The organism is Synechococcus sp. MIT2312 (genome assembly GCF_059772315.1).
On record NZ_CM186281.1, the window covers coordinates 295,499 to 313,605 of the forward strand.

Annotated in this window: 13 protein-coding genes and 1 pseudogene; 7 read left to right on the top strand and 7 right to left on the bottom strand. The window is 59.5% G+C overall.

Features of this window, described 5'->3' with window-relative positions; genetic code table 11:
- Positions 1 to 91: 91 nt before the first annotated feature.
- Both AC6EI9_RS02030 and AC6EI9_RS02035 read right to left on the bottom strand, forming a co-directional pair.
- Positions 92 to 3,250, bottom strand: a complete 3,159-nt coding sequence (locus AC6EI9_RS02030) for an Ig-like domain-containing protein (RefSeq protein ID WP_498470131.1) — start codon at positions 3,248 to 3,250, stop codon at positions 92 to 94.
- 87 nt (positions 3,251 to 3,337) lie between these two features.
- Positions 3,338 to 4,780 (bottom strand): annotated as a pseudogene (locus tag AC6EI9_RS02035) (DUF4347 domain-containing protein); the annotation flags it as partial.
- Positions 4,781 to 5,162: 382 nt separating this feature from the next.
- Here AC6EI9_RS02035 and AC6EI9_RS02040 point away from each other — a divergent pair.
- Entirely contained in the window at positions 5,163 to 6,344 is a 1,182-nt protein-coding gene (locus AC6EI9_RS02040) for a DUF4336 domain-containing protein (RefSeq protein ID WP_498468829.1), read from the top strand.
- Between the two features lie 47 nt (positions 6,345 to 6,391).
- Here AC6EI9_RS02040 and AC6EI9_RS02045 read toward each other — a convergent pair whose 3' ends face one another.
- Both AC6EI9_RS02045 and lepB read right to left on the bottom strand, forming a co-directional pair.
- Entirely contained in the window at positions 6,392 to 6,739 is a 348-nt protein-coding gene (locus AC6EI9_RS02045) for a DUF760 domain-containing protein (RefSeq protein WP_067098188.1), read from the bottom strand.
- A 14-nt stretch (positions 6,740 to 6,753) separates the two neighbouring features.
- A complete protein-coding gene (gene lepB, locus AC6EI9_RS02050) occupies positions 6,754 to 7,371 on the bottom strand; it encodes a signal peptidase I (protein ID WP_498468830.1) in 618 nt (205 codons plus the stop codon).
- A gap of 100 nt (positions 7,372 to 7,471) precedes the next feature.
- Here lepB and menD point away from each other — a divergent pair, with 100 nt between their 5' ends.
- From menD to AC6EI9_RS02080, 6 genes are all read left to right on the top strand, one after another.
- A complete protein-coding gene (gene menD, locus AC6EI9_RS02055) occupies positions 7,472 to 9,202 on the top strand; it encodes a 2-succinyl-5-enolpyruvyl-6-hydroxy-3-cyclohexene-1-carboxylic-acid synthase (protein WP_498470132.1) in 1,731 nt (576 codons plus the stop codon).
- Positions 9,203 to 9,216: 14 nt separating this feature from the next.
- Positions 9,217 to 10,092 carry a 1,4-dihydroxy-2-naphthoyl-CoA synthase gene (gene menB / locus AC6EI9_RS02060; RefSeq protein WP_498468831.1) on the top strand — a complete coding sequence of 292 codons (876 nt, stop codon included), beginning with the start codon at positions 9,217 to 9,219 and terminating at the stop codon, positions 10,090 to 10,092.
- 34 nt (positions 10,093 to 10,126) lie between these two features.
- A complete protein-coding gene (locus tag AC6EI9_RS02065; RefSeq protein WP_498468832.1) occupies positions 10,127 to 10,798 on the top strand; it encodes a L,D-transpeptidase in 672 nt (223 codons plus the stop codon).
- A 61-nt stretch (positions 10,799 to 10,859) separates the two neighbouring features.
- The gene (gene glgA, locus AC6EI9_RS02070; RefSeq protein ID WP_498468833.1) at positions 10,860 to 12,404 is read left to right on the top strand and encodes a glycogen synthase GlgA; all 1,545 of its coding nucleotides are present in this window, start codon (positions 10,860 to 10,862) and stop codon (positions 12,402 to 12,404) included.
- Between the two features lie 97 nt (positions 12,405 to 12,501).
- Complete coding sequence (locus AC6EI9_RS02075; protein WP_498468834.1) at positions 12,502 to 13,281, top strand: hypothetical protein; 780 nt, start codon at positions 12,502 to 12,504, stop codon at positions 13,279 to 13,281.
- On the top strand, positions 13,278 to 14,666 hold the full coding sequence (locus AC6EI9_RS02080; protein WP_498468835.1) for a UDP-N-acetylmuramoyl-tripeptide--D-alanyl-D-alanine ligase: 1,389 nt from the start codon (positions 13,278 to 13,280) through the stop codon (positions 14,664 to 14,666). Before AC6EI9_RS02075 ends, AC6EI9_RS02080 begins: the two co-directional genes overlap by 4 nt.
- A 10-nt stretch (positions 14,667 to 14,676) precedes the next feature.
- Here the strand turns inward: AC6EI9_RS02080 and AC6EI9_RS02085 are convergent, their stop codons facing one another.
- From AC6EI9_RS02085 to AC6EI9_RS02095, 3 genes are all read right to left on the bottom strand, one after another.
- Complete coding sequence (locus tag AC6EI9_RS02085) at positions 14,677 to 14,871, bottom strand: DUF8647 family protein (RefSeq protein ID WP_498468836.1); 195 nt, start codon at positions 14,869 to 14,871, stop codon at positions 14,677 to 14,679.
- A 130-nt stretch (positions 14,872 to 15,001) separates the two neighbouring features.
- The gene (locus tag AC6EI9_RS02090; protein WP_498468837.1) at positions 15,002 to 16,579 is read right to left on the bottom strand and encodes a metallophosphoesterase family protein; all 1,578 of its coding nucleotides are present in this window, start codon (positions 16,577 to 16,579) and stop codon (positions 15,002 to 15,004) included.
- Positions 16,576 to 17,883: a diacylglycerol kinase family protein gene (locus AC6EI9_RS02095; RefSeq protein ID WP_498468838.1), complete on the bottom strand. Its 1,308-nt coding sequence runs from the start codon at positions 17,881 to 17,883 to the stop codon at positions 16,576 to 16,578. Before AC6EI9_RS02095 ends, AC6EI9_RS02090 begins: the two co-directional genes overlap by 4 nt.
- Between the last annotated feature and the right edge of the window lie 224 nt (positions 17,884 to 18,107).

The following is an 18,107-nucleotide window of genomic DNA, read 5'->3' on the forward strand; positions in this document are numbered from 1 at the left end:
TCCTTGGAATTTTGTGCAACTGAGCGTGATTATGGGCTAGTGATGATGGGCTTGCGGTGGAGCTTGAGCTGGTGCTGTTGAGGAATGGAAATTAGATGATTTCAAACTTGATGCTGAGGTCGTTGAAATCCCAGTCAGAGGAGTTTTGTGAGTTGTCGTCCTCAAAGGCAAAGAAGTTGCATCCGAGGGCTTTGATTTGAGATGAGCCGTAGGTGTAGATCTCGCCATCGGGTGTGATCAGAACAGGTGCGTACAAGCCAGCATCAGAAGCCGAGAGATCCCATTCAATGGCCTGCGTCTCAACACCAGTGCAGGAGATGCTGTCGCCGCCTGGATTGATGAGGTTGTCGGCAACGGCCTGGTCAAAGGCTGCGCCTGCAGTGTTGGTGATGCCGTCAACCGAGAAGTTACCGTCGGCGTCCTCACTGAGCTTGACCATGGCGATGCGGTTGACGAAGGCGCAGTTGCTGTTCAGTGAAAGTTTGAGGGTTTGGCCTGTTGCTGGAATACTGGAGAGATCAAGGACAGCGTTGTGGATGCCTTGTTGCTTGGCAGCCATCGCGGTCGCTGCAGGATTGGGTGAGGAGGCTGAGTGGCTGATGTCGACGACCAGATCATCGTGATCGCTGTCGTTGAGTCTGTCGTTGAGCCTGAGCTGGAAGCTGCCGTCGTTGTTGTCAGTGATGTCGAGTTGTGGTGAGCTGATGAGCGGTTGGTTGTTGCTGAACTGATGGAACGAGATGGTGGATCCGTGTGGCATGAAGATCGCGTGATCACCGCAGTTTCCTGAGGAGTGTGTGGCGCCGATACAGCCGAGGGCGTTGTTGTTCTGATCAACAATGATCAGGCTGTTCTGGAGATCAGAGTCAGCTGAGATGACTTTGAGGTTGATCCAGAGTCCTTGTGCTGCGCTTTTCGTGACAGAGAACGAGTTGTCGTTGCTGAGCAGGAGCTTGCTGGTGGTTGGCGTGTTGGGAATGAGGTCTGAGCCACCAGTGGATGCTGCGGGGATGGTGGAGTTGTTGGTGACCGAAGTGCTGGAGAAGGAGACGGCGTCATTGCCAGCCGAGTCCTGAAGCGCATTGGCATCGTCGGAGCTGGAAGGGTCGTTGTAGGCAACGGTGACGGCCTGATTGGCTTTGATGGTGTTGGTGAGTGTGAGCTCACTGGTGGCACCGTCATTGGAAACGGCGGTAACGGCATTGGCGGCACCGTCGGTTGTGACCGCAAAGGCCGAGGTGGGAGCGGTTGAAGATGAAAGGGTTTCGTCGTAGCTGAGAACGACTTTGGCCCCGTCTGTGGATGTGGCGGCAGAGGAGAAGGAGGGCCTGACGGTGTCAACGGAGAGAGTGACGGAGTTATTGCTTTGAGAACCATCGTTGTTGGTATTGCCAGCTGAATCGGAGAACTTGGCTGAGGCAACGGAGATCAGACCGTCGCTGGTGCTGTTGGCAGCGGGAGTGAATGTGGAGGAGTAGGCAGTGCCTGAACCGGAGAAGTTGGAAAGCGCACCGCCGGAAACGGACACATCGGATTGCACGAAATCGGTGGTGGATTCTGAAAGCGTGAAGCCGAGTGATGCGGTCTCGCCAGCTTTCAGGGAGGCGACATCAGAGCTGATGGCGATGGTGGGCCTGACGGTGTCAACGGAGAGAGTGACGGAGTTATTGCTTTGAGAACCATCGTTGTTGGTATTGCCAGCTGAATCGGAGAACTTGGCTGAGGCAACGGAGACCACAGCGTTGGTGGTGCTGTCCGCTGTTGGTGTGAAGGTGGCGGAATAGGAGGTTGCGGATGCCGCATTCCAGTTGGAGAGAGCACCGCCGGAAAAGGTGACGTCGGATTGAACGAAATCGGAGGATGCTTCTGAGAGTGCAAAGCTGAGGGATGCGGTTTCGACTGCTTTTAGGGAGGCGACATCAGAGCTGATGGCGATGGTGGGCCTGATGGTGTCAACGGAGAGAGTGACGGAGTTATTGCTTTGAGAACCATCGTTGTTGGTATTGCCTGCGGCGTCGGAGAACTTGGAGGAGGCAACGGAGACCATCGCGTTGGTGGTGCTGTCCGCTGTTGGTGTGAAGGTGGCGGAATAGGAGGTTGCGGATGCCGCATTCCAGTTGGAGAGAGCCCCGCCGGAGAAGGTGACGTCGGATTCAGCGAAGTTGGAGGATGCTTCTGAGAGTGCAAAGCTGAGGGATGCGGTTTCTCCTGCTTTTAGGGAGGCGACATCAGAGCTAACGGCGATGGTGGGCCTGATGGTGTCAACGGAGAGAGTGACGGAGTTATTGCTTTGAGAACCATCGTTGTTGGTATTGCCTGCGGCGTCGGAGAACTTGGAGGAGGCAACGGAGACCATCGCGTTGGTGGTGCTGTCCGCTGTTGGTGTGAAGGTGGCGGAATAGGAGGTTGCGGATGCCGCATTCCAGTTGGAGAGAGCCCCGCCGGAGAAGGTGACGTCGGATTCAGCGAAGTTGGAGGATGCTTCTGAGAGTGCAAAGCTGAGGGATGCGGTTTCTCCTGCTTTTAGGGAGGCGACATCAGAGCTAACGGCGATGGTGGGCCTGACGGTGTCAACGGAGAGAGTGACAGTGTTGTTGTCATCAGAACCGTCGTTGTTGGTATTGCCTGCGGCGTCGGAGAACTTGGAGGAGGCAACGGAGACCATCGCGTTGGTGGTGCTGTCCGCTGTTGGTGTGAAGGTGGCGGAATAGGAGGTTGCGGATGCCGCATTCCAGTTGGAGAGAGCCCCGCCGGAAAAGGTGACGTCGGATTGAACGAAATCGGAGGATGCTTCTGAGAGTGCAAAGCTGAGGGATGCGGTTTCTCCTGCTTTTAGGGAGGCGACATCGGAGCTAATGGCGATGGTGGGCCTGACGGTGTCAACGGAGAGAGTGACAGTGTTGTTGTCATCAGAACCGTCGTTGTTGGTATTGCCTGCGGCGTCGGAGAACTTGGAGGAGGCAACGGAGACCATCGCGTTGGTGGTGCTGTCCGCTGTTGGTGTGAAGGTGGCGGAATAGGAGGTTGCGGATGCCGCATTCCAGTTGGAGAGAGCCCCGCCGGAAAAGGTGACGTCGGATTGAACGAAATCGGAGGATGCTTCTGAGAGTGCAAAGCTGAGGGATGCGGTTTCTCCTGCTTTTAGGGAGGCGACATCGGAGCTAATGGCGATGGTGGGAGGAGTACCAGCAATGCTGGACTTATTGATAGCTGCAGTGCTGCTCAGCGATGCAGCGTCACAGCCACCCAAATCTTGAATAGCGATGTAGTCGTTGTCGTTGGTGCTATCGGTGTAAGCAACGGTGACGGTCTGATCGTTTTTGACGGTGTTGGTAAGCGTGAGCTCGACCGTTGCCCCAGAGACGGAGACGCCAGTGACGGCATTTGCGTCACCATCCGTTGTGACCGTGAAGCGCGACCAAGTTACGGCGCTATCTCCGTAGGGGGTGGTTACAGAGAGTGCCTCGTTGTAGGTGAGGACAACTTTGGTGCCATCGGTGGATGTGGCAGCTGAAGAGAAAATGGGAGCAGTTTCATCAGTCGGAACAGCAGTCTCAGTGAGTTCTGACCAGTCGACTGTTGCATAATCAAAGGTGCTGTTTGCATCCCAGCCGCTCCAATGGAGAAGAATGTCAGTCGACGTAAAGTTAAAATTTTGGTCGCCTGTTTGATCTTTGTTTGTTGTGATCCCATCAACATCCCACCAGGAATATGGCGTTGTTGATATGTGCAGCGCCCGTTCGGAGCTAGACGATCTGCTTTGGGCAATACGTACATTATCGCCGTCATGTGATAGCTCTAAAAAATATTGAGGACTCCATGTGGTTCCACGACTGGATCCATATGATCTGGCAACTTCTGCGCCATCTTTATAGATACTGCTCCGTTTTGTTCCAGCCCATTGCCCAGATCGCTGTGTTGTAAGTCTGATTGCGAAGTTTCCTGCGAATCCTGCTGCAGAATCAGCTGTGAATGGGTTGTCAGAACTGGCCCAAGTACTGGATTTGACTCCGATGTGGACAGTATCACCATCGCCCATGGCGGCGAAGACGCTGCCAAAGAAATCTTGATTAAGAAGAAGACGTTCTCCTGAGCTGATTGTCTCTTCTAATGAGAACCAGGCGCGGCCAGTGGCAACCGTTCCTGATAGCGACTGGGGTCCCTCAAAATCTGCTCCTGCAACGAGTGAATAATTCCATGCCAGTTTTTGTCTTTTGTTGATGGGTAAATCAGGTCTCTTGTTTTTTGATGGTTTTGTGAGCTGCCAATGACTGCTGCCATCAGCCTGACGGCCCAATGTCCCAGGACTGGCCCATACTGAGGCGCCAGAAAGTTCTTCTAAAACACTGACAAAATCCTGGTCTGCCCCAGTTGAGCAGCTCCAAAGATTGATTGTTTTGAGTTGCCAAGCAGCGAGCTCCTGCTGGGCATTCAGCAGAGCCGTTGTGTTGATCTTTTTGGGGCCAACAAAAACAGCACCAAGCGCTCCATGGCTGACCCAGTGGAGTGTTTGAACGGGCGTTCCTTCTGCTCTTCTTTGGGCTAAGGCTCGACCAACAACGATCAGCGGGTCTTGTTGGCCTGTGAGCCACAACACCGGAACGCGGCACGTTGCCAGCAACTCGCGGATGTGGGGGCATGACCCATCGGCGACAAGCAGCTCTTTGCCTTCAAGGCCACCAGCATGATCAACGCGTCTTTTGGAGCCTGAGGCCCACGGCGTGCTGACGCTCAACCCCACACTTGTCAGCACTCCGTTGGTCTTCTGAGGCCAGACCATCGCTACGACTCAGCCGGATGAGCGTGCTGATCTCTCAAATTGAGCCAGCTACCAGGCTCCACTGGAACTGCCCAGACGCCAGCGTTCAACTCCCTGTTCCAAGGGAGTCGCCTTGTCAATGCGCGCGAGGGAATAACCAAGTGGAGGCTTGATCTTTCAATGATTATCGAAGCGGCATCGCAATGCAGCTACTGGCATGTGGTTCCATTGGTGCACGATCTGGTTAAGCCATCGCTTGGTTTCATTGAGAGGCGTCAAGAGGGGCTGAGGCTTGGTTCTGGTTTACGAGGTTTGGTCGATGCCACTGGCTGTTGGGCGGTTGCAATCCGGAAGCTGCACGCACCGCCTTTAGGCAGAATCGTGGGTACGAAACATCAGCTGAGTGGCGGCAAACGGTATCCAACCTGCTGATCAGCACTGGCCCTGGTGGCCGCTGCTGCCGTTGTATCCGTATGGCCGCCGTGCCACTCATTTCGAAGAGCTGTTTCCCGGACAGATCTGGAGCCTCGAGCAGCTTCAGGGTGTGTATTACGTGGCGGTGCCGATCCGGCTCACGGTGGTGAAGGTTCCCGGCGGTCTGATGCTGGTGAATCCGCTGCCGCCCACCGGCGAGCTCCGCGCTTTGATTCGCCGTCTTGAAGCTGAGCACGGACCGGTGCGCAGCATCGTGTTGCCCACGGCCTCCGGTCTGGAGCACAAGCTGCCGCTGGCTCCGATGGCCAGGGCCTTTCCTGAAGCTGATCTCTGGGTTTGCCCAGGCCAGTGGAGTTTTCCGATCAATCTGCCGCTGTCTTGGCTGGGCGTGCCCGCCAGGAGAACCAGGGTGTTGCTCGACGATGGCGTGCCTCATCCCGAAGTCTGTGAGTGGATTTCACTTGGGCCCCTGGATCTCGGCGTTGGTCGTTTTCAGGAAGTGAGCTGCCTGCACCGCCCCTCGGGTGCACTGCTGGTGACGGATGCCCTGGTTGGGATTTCCTCTGAACCACCGAAGGTGTTTGCGCACGACCCTGCACCGTTGTTGTTCCATGCCCGTGATCGCGGTGATCAACCCTTTGATGACACCCCCGACAATCGACGCCGCGGCTGGGCAAGGCTTGTGTTGTTTGCCTCCTATCTGCGGCCTGAACCGCTTGATGTGCCTGGTTTGCTGCAGGTGATCCGGCAGGCCTTTCGGCCTGGTCTGCGCAGTGCGCGAACCCATTTCGGCCTGTATCCCTTCGCCTGGAAGCCGGGGTGGCTGGATTCGGCCAAGGCTCTGATGGGAGACGATCAACCACGACTGCAGGTGGCACCGGTGCTGGAGCGCCTGGTGCTGCCCAGGCAACGACAGGCGTTGATCGCCTGGTTGGCGGCCCTCGAACAGCAGCGCGATCTGCATTGGCTGGTGCCGGCCCACTATTCAGCGCCGCTGGCCTTCTCAACCCTGCAGGTGGTTCAGCTGCGCGAGCATCTCATGCTGCGCGAATGGGCCCCCAGTGAAGGCAACTGGGAGTTCCTTGGCAGCATTGATCAAACCCTGCTGGATCTCGGCGTTGTTCCCGATTCGGAGCAGTCATCGCAGTGAGCGAACGCGGTAATCGCTGATCACTGCAGATGTGAATTGGATGTGGATCAGAGATCCGAGTCGGAGTCAATCGCCATTTCATCGTCTCCGAACAGCGTCTCTTCCAGTTCCTTGCGTTGCTCCATCTGGCGCAGGAAATAGCCAGTCATCATCGCCGAGGCCAGCATGTTCGCCAGGTTGTCGCGATTGGAGGTCACTTTCACCTCGAACTGTTCACCGGGAAGCATTCCCAGCAATCCCTGAACGTTGTGGCGAATGATGTCCTGAATGTCAGGGCTGGCCGATTTGGCCACGCGTTGCAGCACGTCCGGAGACTGATCCTGCAGGTACTGAATCAGGCCATTGACGGGCTGACCCTCCTGGTTATCGGTGGTCAGAAACTCAGGGTTGAACATCCCATCGCTCTCCGTCATGTGCCTGACCCTATCGCAGCTGTGCTCTTCGTCACTAAAGCCTCGGGTCGAGAGAACCGAATCGGACCGAACCTGCTGAGCGGCCAGTAGCGCAGGATTGCCGTTCCGATCACATCGGCTTCCGGCAGGGGGCCCCAGAGGTGTGAATCCAGGCTGGCATTGCGGTTGTCGCCCATCACCCAGAGCTCGTTGTCGGACACGGTGACCGGGGGCATCACATAGTCGATCGCTTCGTTCAGCCAGGGCTCATCCACGCCCTCACCGTTGCGCCTGAGCTGGCCATCACGCACCTCCAGCTGGTCTCCGGGCCTGCCCACCACCCGCTTGATCAATGCTGCATCCGGGTCATAGCCGGCCTGCACCAGTGGCTCGGGAACTTTGAACACCACGATGCTGTTTAGAGGCAGCGGTTGGTGACGCACCCGGTCAAAGCGTGGACTCAGTTTCTCCACCAGGATCCGGTCCTGCAGCTGCAGGGTGGGCAGCATCGATCCGGATGGAATCCAGCGCGGCTCCACCACGATCCAGCGCAGCATCAGTGCCAGCAGCACCCAGATCAGCAAGGAGCGCCAGCTCCCCTGAGGTTTTGTGGAGTCGGCGGACGGGTCGCTCATCAGCAGCGTCAGCAGTGAGGGTTGGCCTTGACCGAGGATCGCATCAGCCTCGGCATCTGGTCTGAGTCACGCCGCCGACAATCTCGCTGCAGCGATCGGTCTGTTGCTGTGCCTGCAGCGGCAAGGCCTGCAACGCTTGGTGCTTTGCCCTGGCAGTCGTTCAGCACCACTGGCGCTGGCCGCGGGTGGCCTGGCTGCACGGGGATTGCTGACGCTGACCACGGCTATTGATGAGCGCTCCGCTGCCTTTCATGCCCTGGGCATGGCTGCAGCATCAGGGCGTGCAGTGGCTGTGATCACCACGTCGGGCACCGCGGTGGCCAATCTGCTGCCCGCTGCGGTGGAGGCCGATCGCTCAGCTCTGCCGTTGCTGTTGCTCACAGCTGATCGTCCGCAAAGGCTCAAGAACTGCGGCGCCAACCAGACGGTCAATCAGGAGGACTTTCTGGAGTCGGTTTGTCGTGCGTTCATGACTGGCCCCATCGATGGCCTGCATCGGCTGTCGCAGACCCAGCTGCAATCGCTGGCAAACAAAGCCTGGGAACAAACGCTTCAGCATCCCGGGCCGGTGCACCTCAATCTCCCCTTTGAGGAGCCCCTGCATCCCAGCCGCGATGACCAGCAGCAGGCCTGGTCCAGCTGGGATTGTGCTGTGCATCAGCAGCGGCCGTTTGTCCGGCCACCGGCCTCATCTGCTGCCGGGCCAACCGATGGCTTCGATTGGACCCGTCCCGGCGTGGTGGTGGCAGGACCCTGGCGAGGCCTTGAATCCGATAAGCCCGCCTATCAGCAGGCACTCAGGGCGCTCGCTGAGTGCAGTGGCTGGCCGGTGCTGGCCGACCAGCTGGCCGCGATTCCCGCTGATCTGCCCAATCTGATCCGCCACTGGGAGCTGCTGTTGCCGCACTCTTTGCCGGCTGCTGCGCCAGGTCTTCAGGTGTTGCGGCTGGGGCCACTCCCTGCCAGCCGACGTCTCGAGAGCTGGTTGCGCAGTCTTGGTTCGGGCCAGCTGTTGATTAGTGAAGGGGAACCCCGCTGCCTGGATCCGCTGAGGTTGTCGCGGCAGAGCAGCAGTGGCCTGGCGGCCTGGTGGAACGCCATCAGCGCCGATGCTTGCTTCAGTCCGTCCGGCACGCGGGCCTTGCTCTCGGCATGGGCCCAGGCCGATGCCCAGGTGCTACGCGTTCTGGATCATCATTTGCCGGCTGCAGGAGGCGTCAGCGAGCCCGCACTGATGAAGGCCCTGCCTGAACTGTTGCCGCAGGGGCTGCCGCTGATGCTCGCCGCCAGCAGTCCTGTGCGCGACTGGCAGGCCTTCGCAGCTGCCGATCTTGGCTCACGGCGTTGTTTCAGTTTCCGCGGGGCTTCCGGCATCGACGGAACCCTGTCACTGGCTCTTGGTCTGGCTCGCCTTCAGGGGCCCACAGTGCTGATCTGCGGTGATCTTGCGCTGCTGCACGACAGCAATGGCTGGTTGCTGGCCAGCGAGGCCTCACCACCTCTGCTGGTGCTGCTGATCGATAACGCCGGTGGTGGAATCTTCGCCCAGCTGCCGATTGCTTCCGTTGCCTCCAGCTCGTTGGATCAGTTGTTTGCCATGCCTCAGCGCCATGACCCTTTGGCTCTGGCAGCGGCCTATGCGGTGCCCGCTCGCCAGCTGACCCGCCTCGAGGACCTGCAGCCAGCTCTGGAGTGGGGACTGGCTCAGCAGCGCACGGCACTGCTGCGTGTTTGCACGGATCGATCCGCCGATGCCGAATTGCGTCATCAGCTGCGTGAGATCACGGCCGCCGCACTGCAGCAGTCGCGGGGCGGTACAACGGAGGCCTGATCGTCGTCGCTGCCATGGCTGAGTCGTTCCCCCGCGCGGTCTTGCCTGGTGATCCAGGAGTGACGTGGAAGCACTGGGGCCAGTACGAGGATGTGCTGCTGGATCGCTGCGACGCAGGCATCGCCAGGGTTGCCATCAATCGACCGCAGAAACGCAATGCCTTCCGCCCGCGCACCGTGGCGGAGCTTTGCGATGCCTTTGCCCGCATTCGTGATGACAGCAGCATCGGTGTGGTGCTGTTCACCGGGGTTGGTCCTGCAGACGACGGCGGCTATGCCTTCTGTGCCGGTGGTGATCAGAGCGTCCGTGGCGATGGCGGCTATCTCGATGAACAGGGTCTTGCCCGGCTCAATGTTCTTGACCTTCAGCGGATGATCCGCAGCCTGCCCAAGGTGGTGATTGCGCTGGTGGCCGGCTATGCGATCGGCGGCGGCCAGGTGTTGCACCTGCTCTGTGACCTCAGCCTGGCGGCTGACAATGCCGTGTTCGGTCAGACCGGACCTCGGGTCGGCAGCTTCGATGGTGGATTCGGTGCCGGCTATCTGGCCCGGGTGGTGGGCCAGCGCAAGGCACGGGAGATCTGGTTTCTCTGTCGACGCTATGGAGCTGATCAGGCGCTCGCCATGGGTCTGGTGAATGCCGTGGTTCCTCTGCAAGAGCTCGAGGCCGAGGGCGTGCGTTGGGCCCAGGAGGTTTTGCAGCACAGTCCCACGGCGATTCGCTGCCTCAAGGCTGCCTTCAATGCCGAGACCGATGGGCTGGCGGGGCTGCAGGAGTTGGCGGGGCAGGCCACCCATCTCTTTTATCGAACCGAGGAGGGCCAGGAGGGTCGTAACGCCTTCCTCGAGAAGAGAGATCCTGATTTCTCTGCTTCTCCCTGGTTGCCCTAGCTAAACAAGGAGAAATTTCCCGCTCTGCGTAGCGATGCCGGTTCGCATCCCTTTCTTTTCAGGCCTTCCGGCTTTGGCCGCCGCACTGCTGATGTTGCCTGGTGTTGCGCTGTCTGTTCAGACAGAGCCCGGCAACGACGCTGTTGCGGCTGACAAGGTTGCGGCTCCTTCAGCCAAGCGTGAACCGGATCCCATTCCTCCCCTGGCTGCAGCGGTTTCAGATGCTGAATCGATGCAGCGGGTTCCAGATGATCTGTTGCAGCGGGTGGGCTTGCAGCTGGTGCTGGATCGTCAACATCGCCAGCTGCTTGTTTTGCACGACGGTGTGCTCACCCGGCGCTTCCCAGCTGCGGTCGGCACCGTGGGCTGGGAAACACCCGCTGGGCGATTCAGCGTGATGCAGAAGGTCAAGAAACCGGTGTGGACCCATCCGGTGAACGGCAAGAAGCTGGGCCCGAATGATGCGACCAATCCACTCGGCAGCCGCTGGATCGGCTTCTATCGCGATTGCAAAGGCCGTGAAGGCTGGGATGGGGAGCAGTATCTCGATATTGATGGCTGCACGGTGGCTGGCTTTCACGGCACTCCCTATCGCTGGACGGTGGGTCGCGCTGTGTCCCACGGATGTGTGCGTCTTTACGAGGAGAACGTGCAGGAGATCTTCGAGCTGGTGCGTGTCGGAACTCCGGTCACCGTGCTGCCCTGATCGGCCTGCTCACGGGGGTCATTGCGCTTACAGTCGCGCCGCTTAGCCGGATCGATCGTCCATGCGTGTGCTGTTTGCCGCCGCCGAATGTGCACCCATGGTGAAGGTGGGCGGTATGGGCGATGTGGTCGGCTCCCTGCCTCCGGCTCTGGCCCAGCTCGGCCACGACGTGCGCCTGATCATGCCCGGCTACGGCAAGCTCTGGAGCCAGCTCGAGATTCCCGCTGAACCGATCTGGCGTGCCCAGACCATGGGCACTGAATTTGCAGTGTTCGAGACCCGCCATCCCACCAATGGCCTTCCCCTTTACCTGGTGGGCCATCCCGTGTTCGATCCGGAGCGGATCTACGGCGGCGAAGACGAAGACTGGCGTTTCACCTTCTTCGCCAGTGCGGCGGCGGAATTCTCCTGGAATGTGTGGAAGCCCCAGGTGCTGCATTGTCACGACTGGCACACGGGGATGATCCCCGTCTGGATGCATCAAGACCCTGAAATCAGCACGGTCTTCACCATCCACAACCTCAAATACCAGGGGCCATGGCGCTGGAAACTGGATCGCATGACCTGGTGTCCCTGGTACATGCAGGGTGATCACACCATGGCTGCAGCACTGCTTTACGCCGAAGGTGTCAATGCCGTGTCGCCGACCTACGCGCAGGAGATCCGCACGTCCGAGTACGGCGAAAAACTGGAGGGGTTGCTGAATTACATCGCCGGCAAGTTGCGCGGCATCCTCAACGGCATCGATCTTGAGGCCTGGAACCCAGCCACAGACAAGGCCCTGCCAGCGAATTACAGCGCCGATGATCTCAGTGGAAAGCTGGTTTGCAAGCGTGTGCTGCAGGAGCGAATGGGGCTTGAGGTGCGGGATGACGCCTTTGTGCTGGGCATGGTGACGCGCCTGGTTGATCAGAAAGGCGTGGATCTGCTCCTTCAGGTTGCTGATCGACTTCTGGCCTACACCGATACCCAGATCGTTGTGCTCGGGACCGGTGAGCGAGGCCTGGAGTCTGGTTTGTGGCAGCTCGCCTCTCGCCATCCGGGAAGAGTTTCGGTGTTTCTCACCTACGACGATGCACTGTCCCGGCTCATCTACGCCGGCAGTGATGCCTTCCTGATGCCGAGTCGTTTTGAACCCTGCGGCATCAGTCAGCTCAATGCCATGCGTTATGGCTCTGTGCCCGTTGTCCGCAAGGTCGGCGGGCTGGTGGACACCGTGCCGCCGCACGATCCCCGTAATGCTTTGGGAACAGGCTTTTGTTTCGATCGCTTTGAAGCTGTCGACTTCTACACCGCGTTGGTGCGTGCCTGGGAGGCCTACCGCCATCAGGACAGCTGGAAACAGCTCCAGCTGCGAGGCATGCGTGAGGACTACAGCTGGGCGCGATCGGCCCTGGAATACGACCAGATGTACAGGGATGTGTGCGGCCTGAAGGAACCCGGCCCCGATGCGGCAGCTGTCGAGCGGTTCTCTCAGGGCCAGCAAGCGGATCCATCACGCAACGGAGCCGTTGATCCGCAGTCCGAAGAAGTCCCACAAGACGACGCCCGTGGTCGTGCCAGTCGCAACCCCCTGGCCCGTTTGCTGCGTCAGTCACGCTCCTGAAGCCAGCGGATCGCCTTCAGGACAGGTCATGATGGAGATAGTGCCGGGTGCGCACCAACTGGGCGGCACTCGGTTTTCAAGTCCCAACGCTTGAGTGATGCAGGATCAGGACGCAAGGGATGAACGTTCGCTTCCGGCTCCCTACCAGAGCCCCTGGGAAGCCCTGCGTCAGGATCTCCCCGCTGCAGCTGCTGATCTGCGCCTGCGCGTTCAGGAACTCTGGCGACGCAACCGCGAAGGCGATCTCTCCACTCCTGGATTCTGGCCGCAGGATCTGGCTCCTCTGTTCTGGCCTGTTGCGCTGGTCGTTGTGCTGCTGCTTCTTGCTCTTGGTGTCGTTCAGCTACGAGCAGCCGTGAGCGTCGCCGATCCAGAGCCCATACCAGCCGTTGAACGCATTCGCACGACTCCCTTGCCAGAGGCCCGGCCGCTGATGTCAGCGCCGGAGATCGTGCCGGATCCTGCTGATCCAGCAGAGACGTCACAGTCAACGTCTCCTCCACAAGCGCCCATTCAGGCCGCACCACCTGAGCCTGTCGTTCTCGACCCCCCTGAGCCGGAATTCCCGGTCCTTCAAGTGGATCCCCTGTTGAACCTGCTGGAGCAAGTGGATGCCGACAGTGCAGCTCCAGCTGGCTTGTTGCTGTCAGCACGTCCCGTTCCTGCTGAGAATGCTGCGGTGCTGGTTGTGGATTCAGATCTGTGGTCTGAACTGCCACAGGCTCTCCGACGTGATCGCGCTGAAAGCTGGTGGGCCACTCTGCAGGACCAGGGCTATGACGCCATCACCCTCGAAGCTGTCGATCAGCATCTGCTCGCCAGGCCGGCCCGGGTGGGCGGCGGCATGATCATGTTTGATCCGTTGCCTTCGCCATGACGCTGCAGCTCGCTCAGCTTGTGCAGCTCTGGGGGCATCCCGAAATGAGTGGAGCAAGGTCTGCCTATCTGCAGGTCGAGCTAGGGCCTGTCTGCACTGACAGTCGCCAGCTGCAACCTGGTTCGTTCTTCATCCCCTTGCGCGGTGAGCGCTTTGACGGGCATACCTTTTTGAGCCAAGCCGCGCAGCTGGGAGCGCAAGCCGCAGTTGTGGCCAGTGACTGGAACCATCCTCTGCCGGAGGGGCTGCTGCACTGGCGGGTGGAGGACACGCTCTGGGCCTATCAGCAGCTGGCCACGCTGTACAGACGTCAGCTCAAGGCCAGTGTGGTGGCCGTCACCGGTTCAGCCGGGAAGACAACCACCCGTGAGCTGATTCGTGTGGCGCTGGCGCATCTTGGAGATGTTCAAGCCACGGTCAGCAACAACAACAACGACATCGGAGTGCCGCTCACCCTGATGGGTGCACACCAAGATCATGCTGCTGTGGTGTTGGAAATGGGCATGCGAGGCCTGGGTGAGATTGAACGTCTCTCCCGTTGTGCTGAGCCTGAAATTGCCGTGATCACCAACATCGGTACGGCACACATCGGCCGGCTTGGCAGTCGTGCGGCCATCGCCAAGGCCAAGTGTGAGATCACTGCCGCCTTGGCCCCCCAGGGAGTGGTTGTGATACCAGCGGGTGATCCCCTGTTGGAAGAAGCCCTGTCGCGCTGCTGGAGTGGTCGCACGCTGAGGGTTGCCCTGGAAGGTGATGTTGCCGCTGACCTGCCGGAGAGTGATTGTCCTGCACCCGATCTGATCGGGGTTCATGATCCACAGCAGGGTCTGCTCAGCCTGGAGGGTCTGCGCTTTTCCTGTCCGCTGGAGGGTCGTCACAATGCGCGCAACCTGATGCTGGCTCTGGCGGTGGCTTCGGAACTGGGTGTTGCTTTGGCCGATCTTCAAAACCTCAAGGTGACCGTGCCCGGTGGCCGCAACCGGCGCCTGAATATCGGCTCACTCACTGTTCTCGATGAGACCTACAACGCTTCCCCGGAAGCCGTGCTTGCAGCTCTGGACCTTCTGGCACAGCAGCCCGGTCGGCGGTTCGCCGTACTCGGCACCATGCTCGAGCTCGGTGCCAGCAGCATTGAGCTGCATGAGGCCGTGGCCGCCAGAGCCGTCCAGCTTGGACTGGATGGTCTGGTGGCGGTGGCGTCAGGTGAGGAGGCTGCTGCCATGCAGCGGGCTGCGGGATCCCTCGACCGATTTGCTCTTGTGGAGTCGCCCGAACTGGCTGCAGAACCTCTCAATCAGTGGTTGCAGCCGGGCGACAAGCTCTTGCTCAAGGCCAGCCGCGGAGTTGCTCTTGAGCGCCTGATCCCTTTGCTCAACCAACCCTGAGGGTTGCGGTTTAGGCCGCCATCACTCCTGACTGGGTGTCTTCGCAGCGAATCAGATCAATGGCATGGGGGTGGTTTCGGATGTAGGGAACCGCCTCCATGGCCAGCACTCTGGCCTCAAACGCATCACCGGCGTAGTAACAGGATTCGATCTGTTGGCTGTTGGCGTCGCGGTATCGCACCGTGTAGCGCTTGTGATCGTGCATGGATCCAGTGATGGATGCACCCAACGTCCCGCATGATCAGCTTCAGGCCATCGGTAGCACCTGAAGACAATCAGGGAATTCGGCTCAGTTTTGCGTGTTGATCCGTCCTGAAACAAGTGTTGTCAGACCTTCAATCGGCGTTTGAGATCATTGTCTTGAGTTGATCAGCCTGCGGAAGTTCGATCGGATTCATCGTGACCTCATTCCAGCCTTTCTCCTCACGGTTGGAGATCAGGGGCGTCAGCTTGATCCGCAGCGGACTGCCCTCGCTGATGTCAACCCGCAGGGCGCTGTAAGCCTTGCCGCCATCGCAGTCAGCCCAGCTTCTGCCGACATAAAGGTCACTGGTGGCGACCCGTCGCTGCTCTCCATTGCTTTGCGATTCGCTGAGGTGAGGGCCCTGTCCTCGCTGGTCCCGCAGGCTGTAGCCGCTGCCGCCGCAGACAGCCCAGTTGGTGAATGAATCACCGTGACCGGTGTCGTGCGTCCTCAAGATCTCGAGGCAATGGGCATGCCCGCTGAGCACGAGATCGACGGTTCGCTGGCTGCTGCTCTGACGGCCAAGGACTCGGTTGACATCATCCAGAACATTGCGCAGCCGCTGCCTGATCCCCAGGGTGTCGGCCTGTGACCATTTGGTTCTCTCGGTCACGTAGGGAGGGTGATGCAGGGTCAGGATCCGGCCGCGCGCACCTGGATCCCGATGGGATGCGATCAGTCCGTCGCGCAGCCATGTGAGCTGCTCGCCATCTTCGGCGGCGTGATGGTGAAGCCTCCGTTGCAGGTCGAGTCGTTCCTCCTGCAAGGTCTCGAGATCGTCCATCAATCCATCGCGCTGCTGTTCATCGCGCGCTTTCAGCGACAGCGCTTTCAGGCAGTGGGTCTGCTCATCGTCAAGGAATTTCAGCTGTTGTCGCAGCGAGGCTCGGTCGTCGCGTCCGCTCAACGGAGCAATCAGAGTGTTGGAGTCGAGCGCGAAGACGTCCACACCGGCATGGCGAAACCGGTAGAAGCGGTTCGGCAGTCTGGTGTGATGACCCGGTTGGTATTGCAGGCAGCGTTGACCATCCCACTCAGCTCTGTAATGGCGGTCGAGATAGTCGCCCAATCGACTGCTTGACACATCCGACAGCACATCCATGAAGGCATGGGCAAAGCAGCCTCCCTGATCGGATCCGCGCCATCCCGTGTCCACGTCGTGAAACCACTGCAGATGGCGACGCAGCGGCAGGGTCAATCCCGCCATTGCCGAGATGATCGGGGCCAGGTCGTAGTAGTCGTGGTTGCCGAGCACCGGCAGGAATGGCTGGTTGAACACCATGTTCTGCGGGTGGATGCTTTCCCAGTCCTCTCCGCCAGTGAGCCACTCCCGGTAGGGACGAATGAAGTTGTTGCGGTACTGGGCCGCGGCTCCGACCAGGTAAACCACATCACCTGTATGCAGCAGAAACGCTGCCTTGTCTTTGTGCGGGAGCAGACGTTCAGCGATGTGACGTGGAGGGCTGTGGCGTCGATGGCGGCCGGTTCCACTGTCACCAAGTACCAGAAAGTGAAAGGCGGAATTCTCCTCGCTGTTCATGTCTGGCTGCTCGATCACCAGCCGTGTCTGGTCAATGTTGCGTGCACTGATCGCCGGATGCTTCCAGCGCACACGATGCGCCATGCGCATGATCTTGCGCTCGATCGGCGGGTCGCTGGCGAGATTCAAGGGCTGAGACGGATCGGTGCGATGACCTTCAGCGCATCAGGAATCACCGACACGGTCATGTGATCGGTTTCCTCGATCTCACCATCGATCACCATGGTCTGAGGCTTGGGAAGCGTCACGCTCAGTTGATGGGTGCGTATGCAGAAGATATCGGCATTGTTGGCGCTGTTCTTGAGCACTGCTGATTTCGCCAGGCTGGACAACACCGAGAACCCGCCCATCCGGCCCCGTGGTGAAGCGATGATCACCTCAAGCTGGCCGTCATCGGGGATCACCTGTCCGAATCCCTGGGCCATCACGGATGTGGCCGGAGCGGCGTTGGCCACGGTGATGGCGCTGGCATGCACTTCCGTTGCTTCGCCGTCGATCATCAATTTGGCATCAAAGGGTTGCTGTTCCACCAACTGCCTGGCTCCCGAGAAGATGTAAGCCATCGGTCCCAGCATGTTTTTCAGCTCACGGCTGGCCTTGTTCACCATGCCGGCTTCGAAGCCAAGTCCTGCCAGCAGGATCATCGGCTTGTCATTGCAGATCGCCACATCCACGAGGCGGGTGTTGCCAAGGATCAGATTGGTGCAGGCAGCCTTGACGGTCGTTGGAATTCCCAGCGCGACGGAGAAGGCGTTGGCCGTGCCCCGGGGAATGATGCCAAGAGGGATGTCAGTGCCTCGCAGTGCACTGGCGACGGCACCCACGGTGCCATCACCACCTGAGGCAATGATCAGCGATTTACCCTGCCCCTCCTGATCGAAGGCGTTGATCTCCTTGATCAGTTCTTGTGCTTGCTTGCCCGGATCCAGCCCGGGTTTGGTCATCCACACCTCAAGCATGATCTGCGGCTCGAGAAAGTTGCGGATTTCGGCGAGTTCGGCGCTGGGATCGCCCTGTCCGGCGACAGGGTTGAAGATCAAAAAGCCCCGGCGACTTCCCTTGATGCCTCGAAGGATCGCCGACGCGGTGGCCGGATTGAGCGCAATCGGCAGGTTGTTGAGCAGCGCTGCCCGTAGGAGCGGCTCCGACAGCACATCCCCTGCCCGTTCAGCTCCTGGGGCAGGGAAATGCACCAGGCCGCTGACATCGCCGTGCAGAATCGTCGCGGCCAGTTCGATATCGCCCCCGTCAGCGATAGCGCGCGAAGACGTCACAGCGTGATCGTCGAGGCTGCCGCCGCTGGTCATGCGCTCAAGCACATCCTCGGCGACCAGAAGATCGAAACCCTTCAGCACTTCAGTGTTGTTGCCGATCCAGGATCTGAGTGCCGAACAGACGTTCAGATCGGCATTGAGAACAATCTTCGACGGCATCGATGCTCAGGGGAGAGGTCGGACGTCAGGAACTGGTTTGGCCGCGGAGTCGAAAGCACCACCATTCTCTGAGGTCAGTCGGGCGCGATGAATGGCAGAGGCGCCATCAACGACACCCTTGTTGGTAGTAGATCCAACGTTCAACGTCAGCTGATGATGAAGGCCGACAGATCCCAAAAGTGCTGAGTTGTCCTCGCCCCAGAAAGTGTCTCGATCGCCATGAG

What these genes read in the sequence shown, in the direction of transcription:
- AC6EI9_RS02045 (WP_067098188.1), bottom strand. Translation starts at nt 6,739, where the DNA reads ATGTTCAACCCTGAGTTTCTGACCACCGATAACCAGGAGGGTCAGCCC.
- lepB (WP_498468830.1), bottom strand. Translation starts at nt 7,371, where the DNA reads ATGAGCGACCCGTCCGCCGACTCCACAAAACCTCAGGGGAGCTGGCGC.
- menB (WP_498468831.1), top strand. Translation starts at nt 9,217, where the DNA reads ATGGCTGAGTCGTTCCCCCGCGCGGTCTTGCCTGGTGATCCAGGAGTG.
- AC6EI9_RS02065 (WP_498468832.1), top strand. Translation starts at nt 10,127, where the DNA reads ATGCCGGTTCGCATCCCTTTCTTTTCAGGCCTTCCGGCTTTGGCCGCC.
- glgA (WP_498468833.1), top strand. Translation starts at nt 10,860, where the DNA reads ATGCGTGTGCTGTTTGCCGCCGCCGAATGTGCACCCATGGTGAAGGTG.
- AC6EI9_RS02075 (WP_498468834.1), top strand. Translation starts at nt 12,502, where the DNA reads ATGCAGGATCAGGACGCAAGGGATGAACGTTCGCTTCCGGCTCCCTAC.
- AC6EI9_RS02080 (WP_498468835.1), top strand. Translation starts at nt 13,278, where the DNA reads ATGACGCTGCAGCTCGCTCAGCTTGTGCAGCTCTGGGGGCATCCCGAA.
- AC6EI9_RS02085 (WP_498468836.1), bottom strand. Translation starts at nt 14,871, where the DNA reads ATGCACGATCACAAGCGCTACACGGTGCGATACCGCGACGCCAACAGC.
- AC6EI9_RS02095 (WP_498468838.1), bottom strand. Translation starts at nt 17,883, where the DNA reads ATGCCGTCGAAGATTGTTCTCAATGCCGATCTGAACGTCTGTTCGGCA.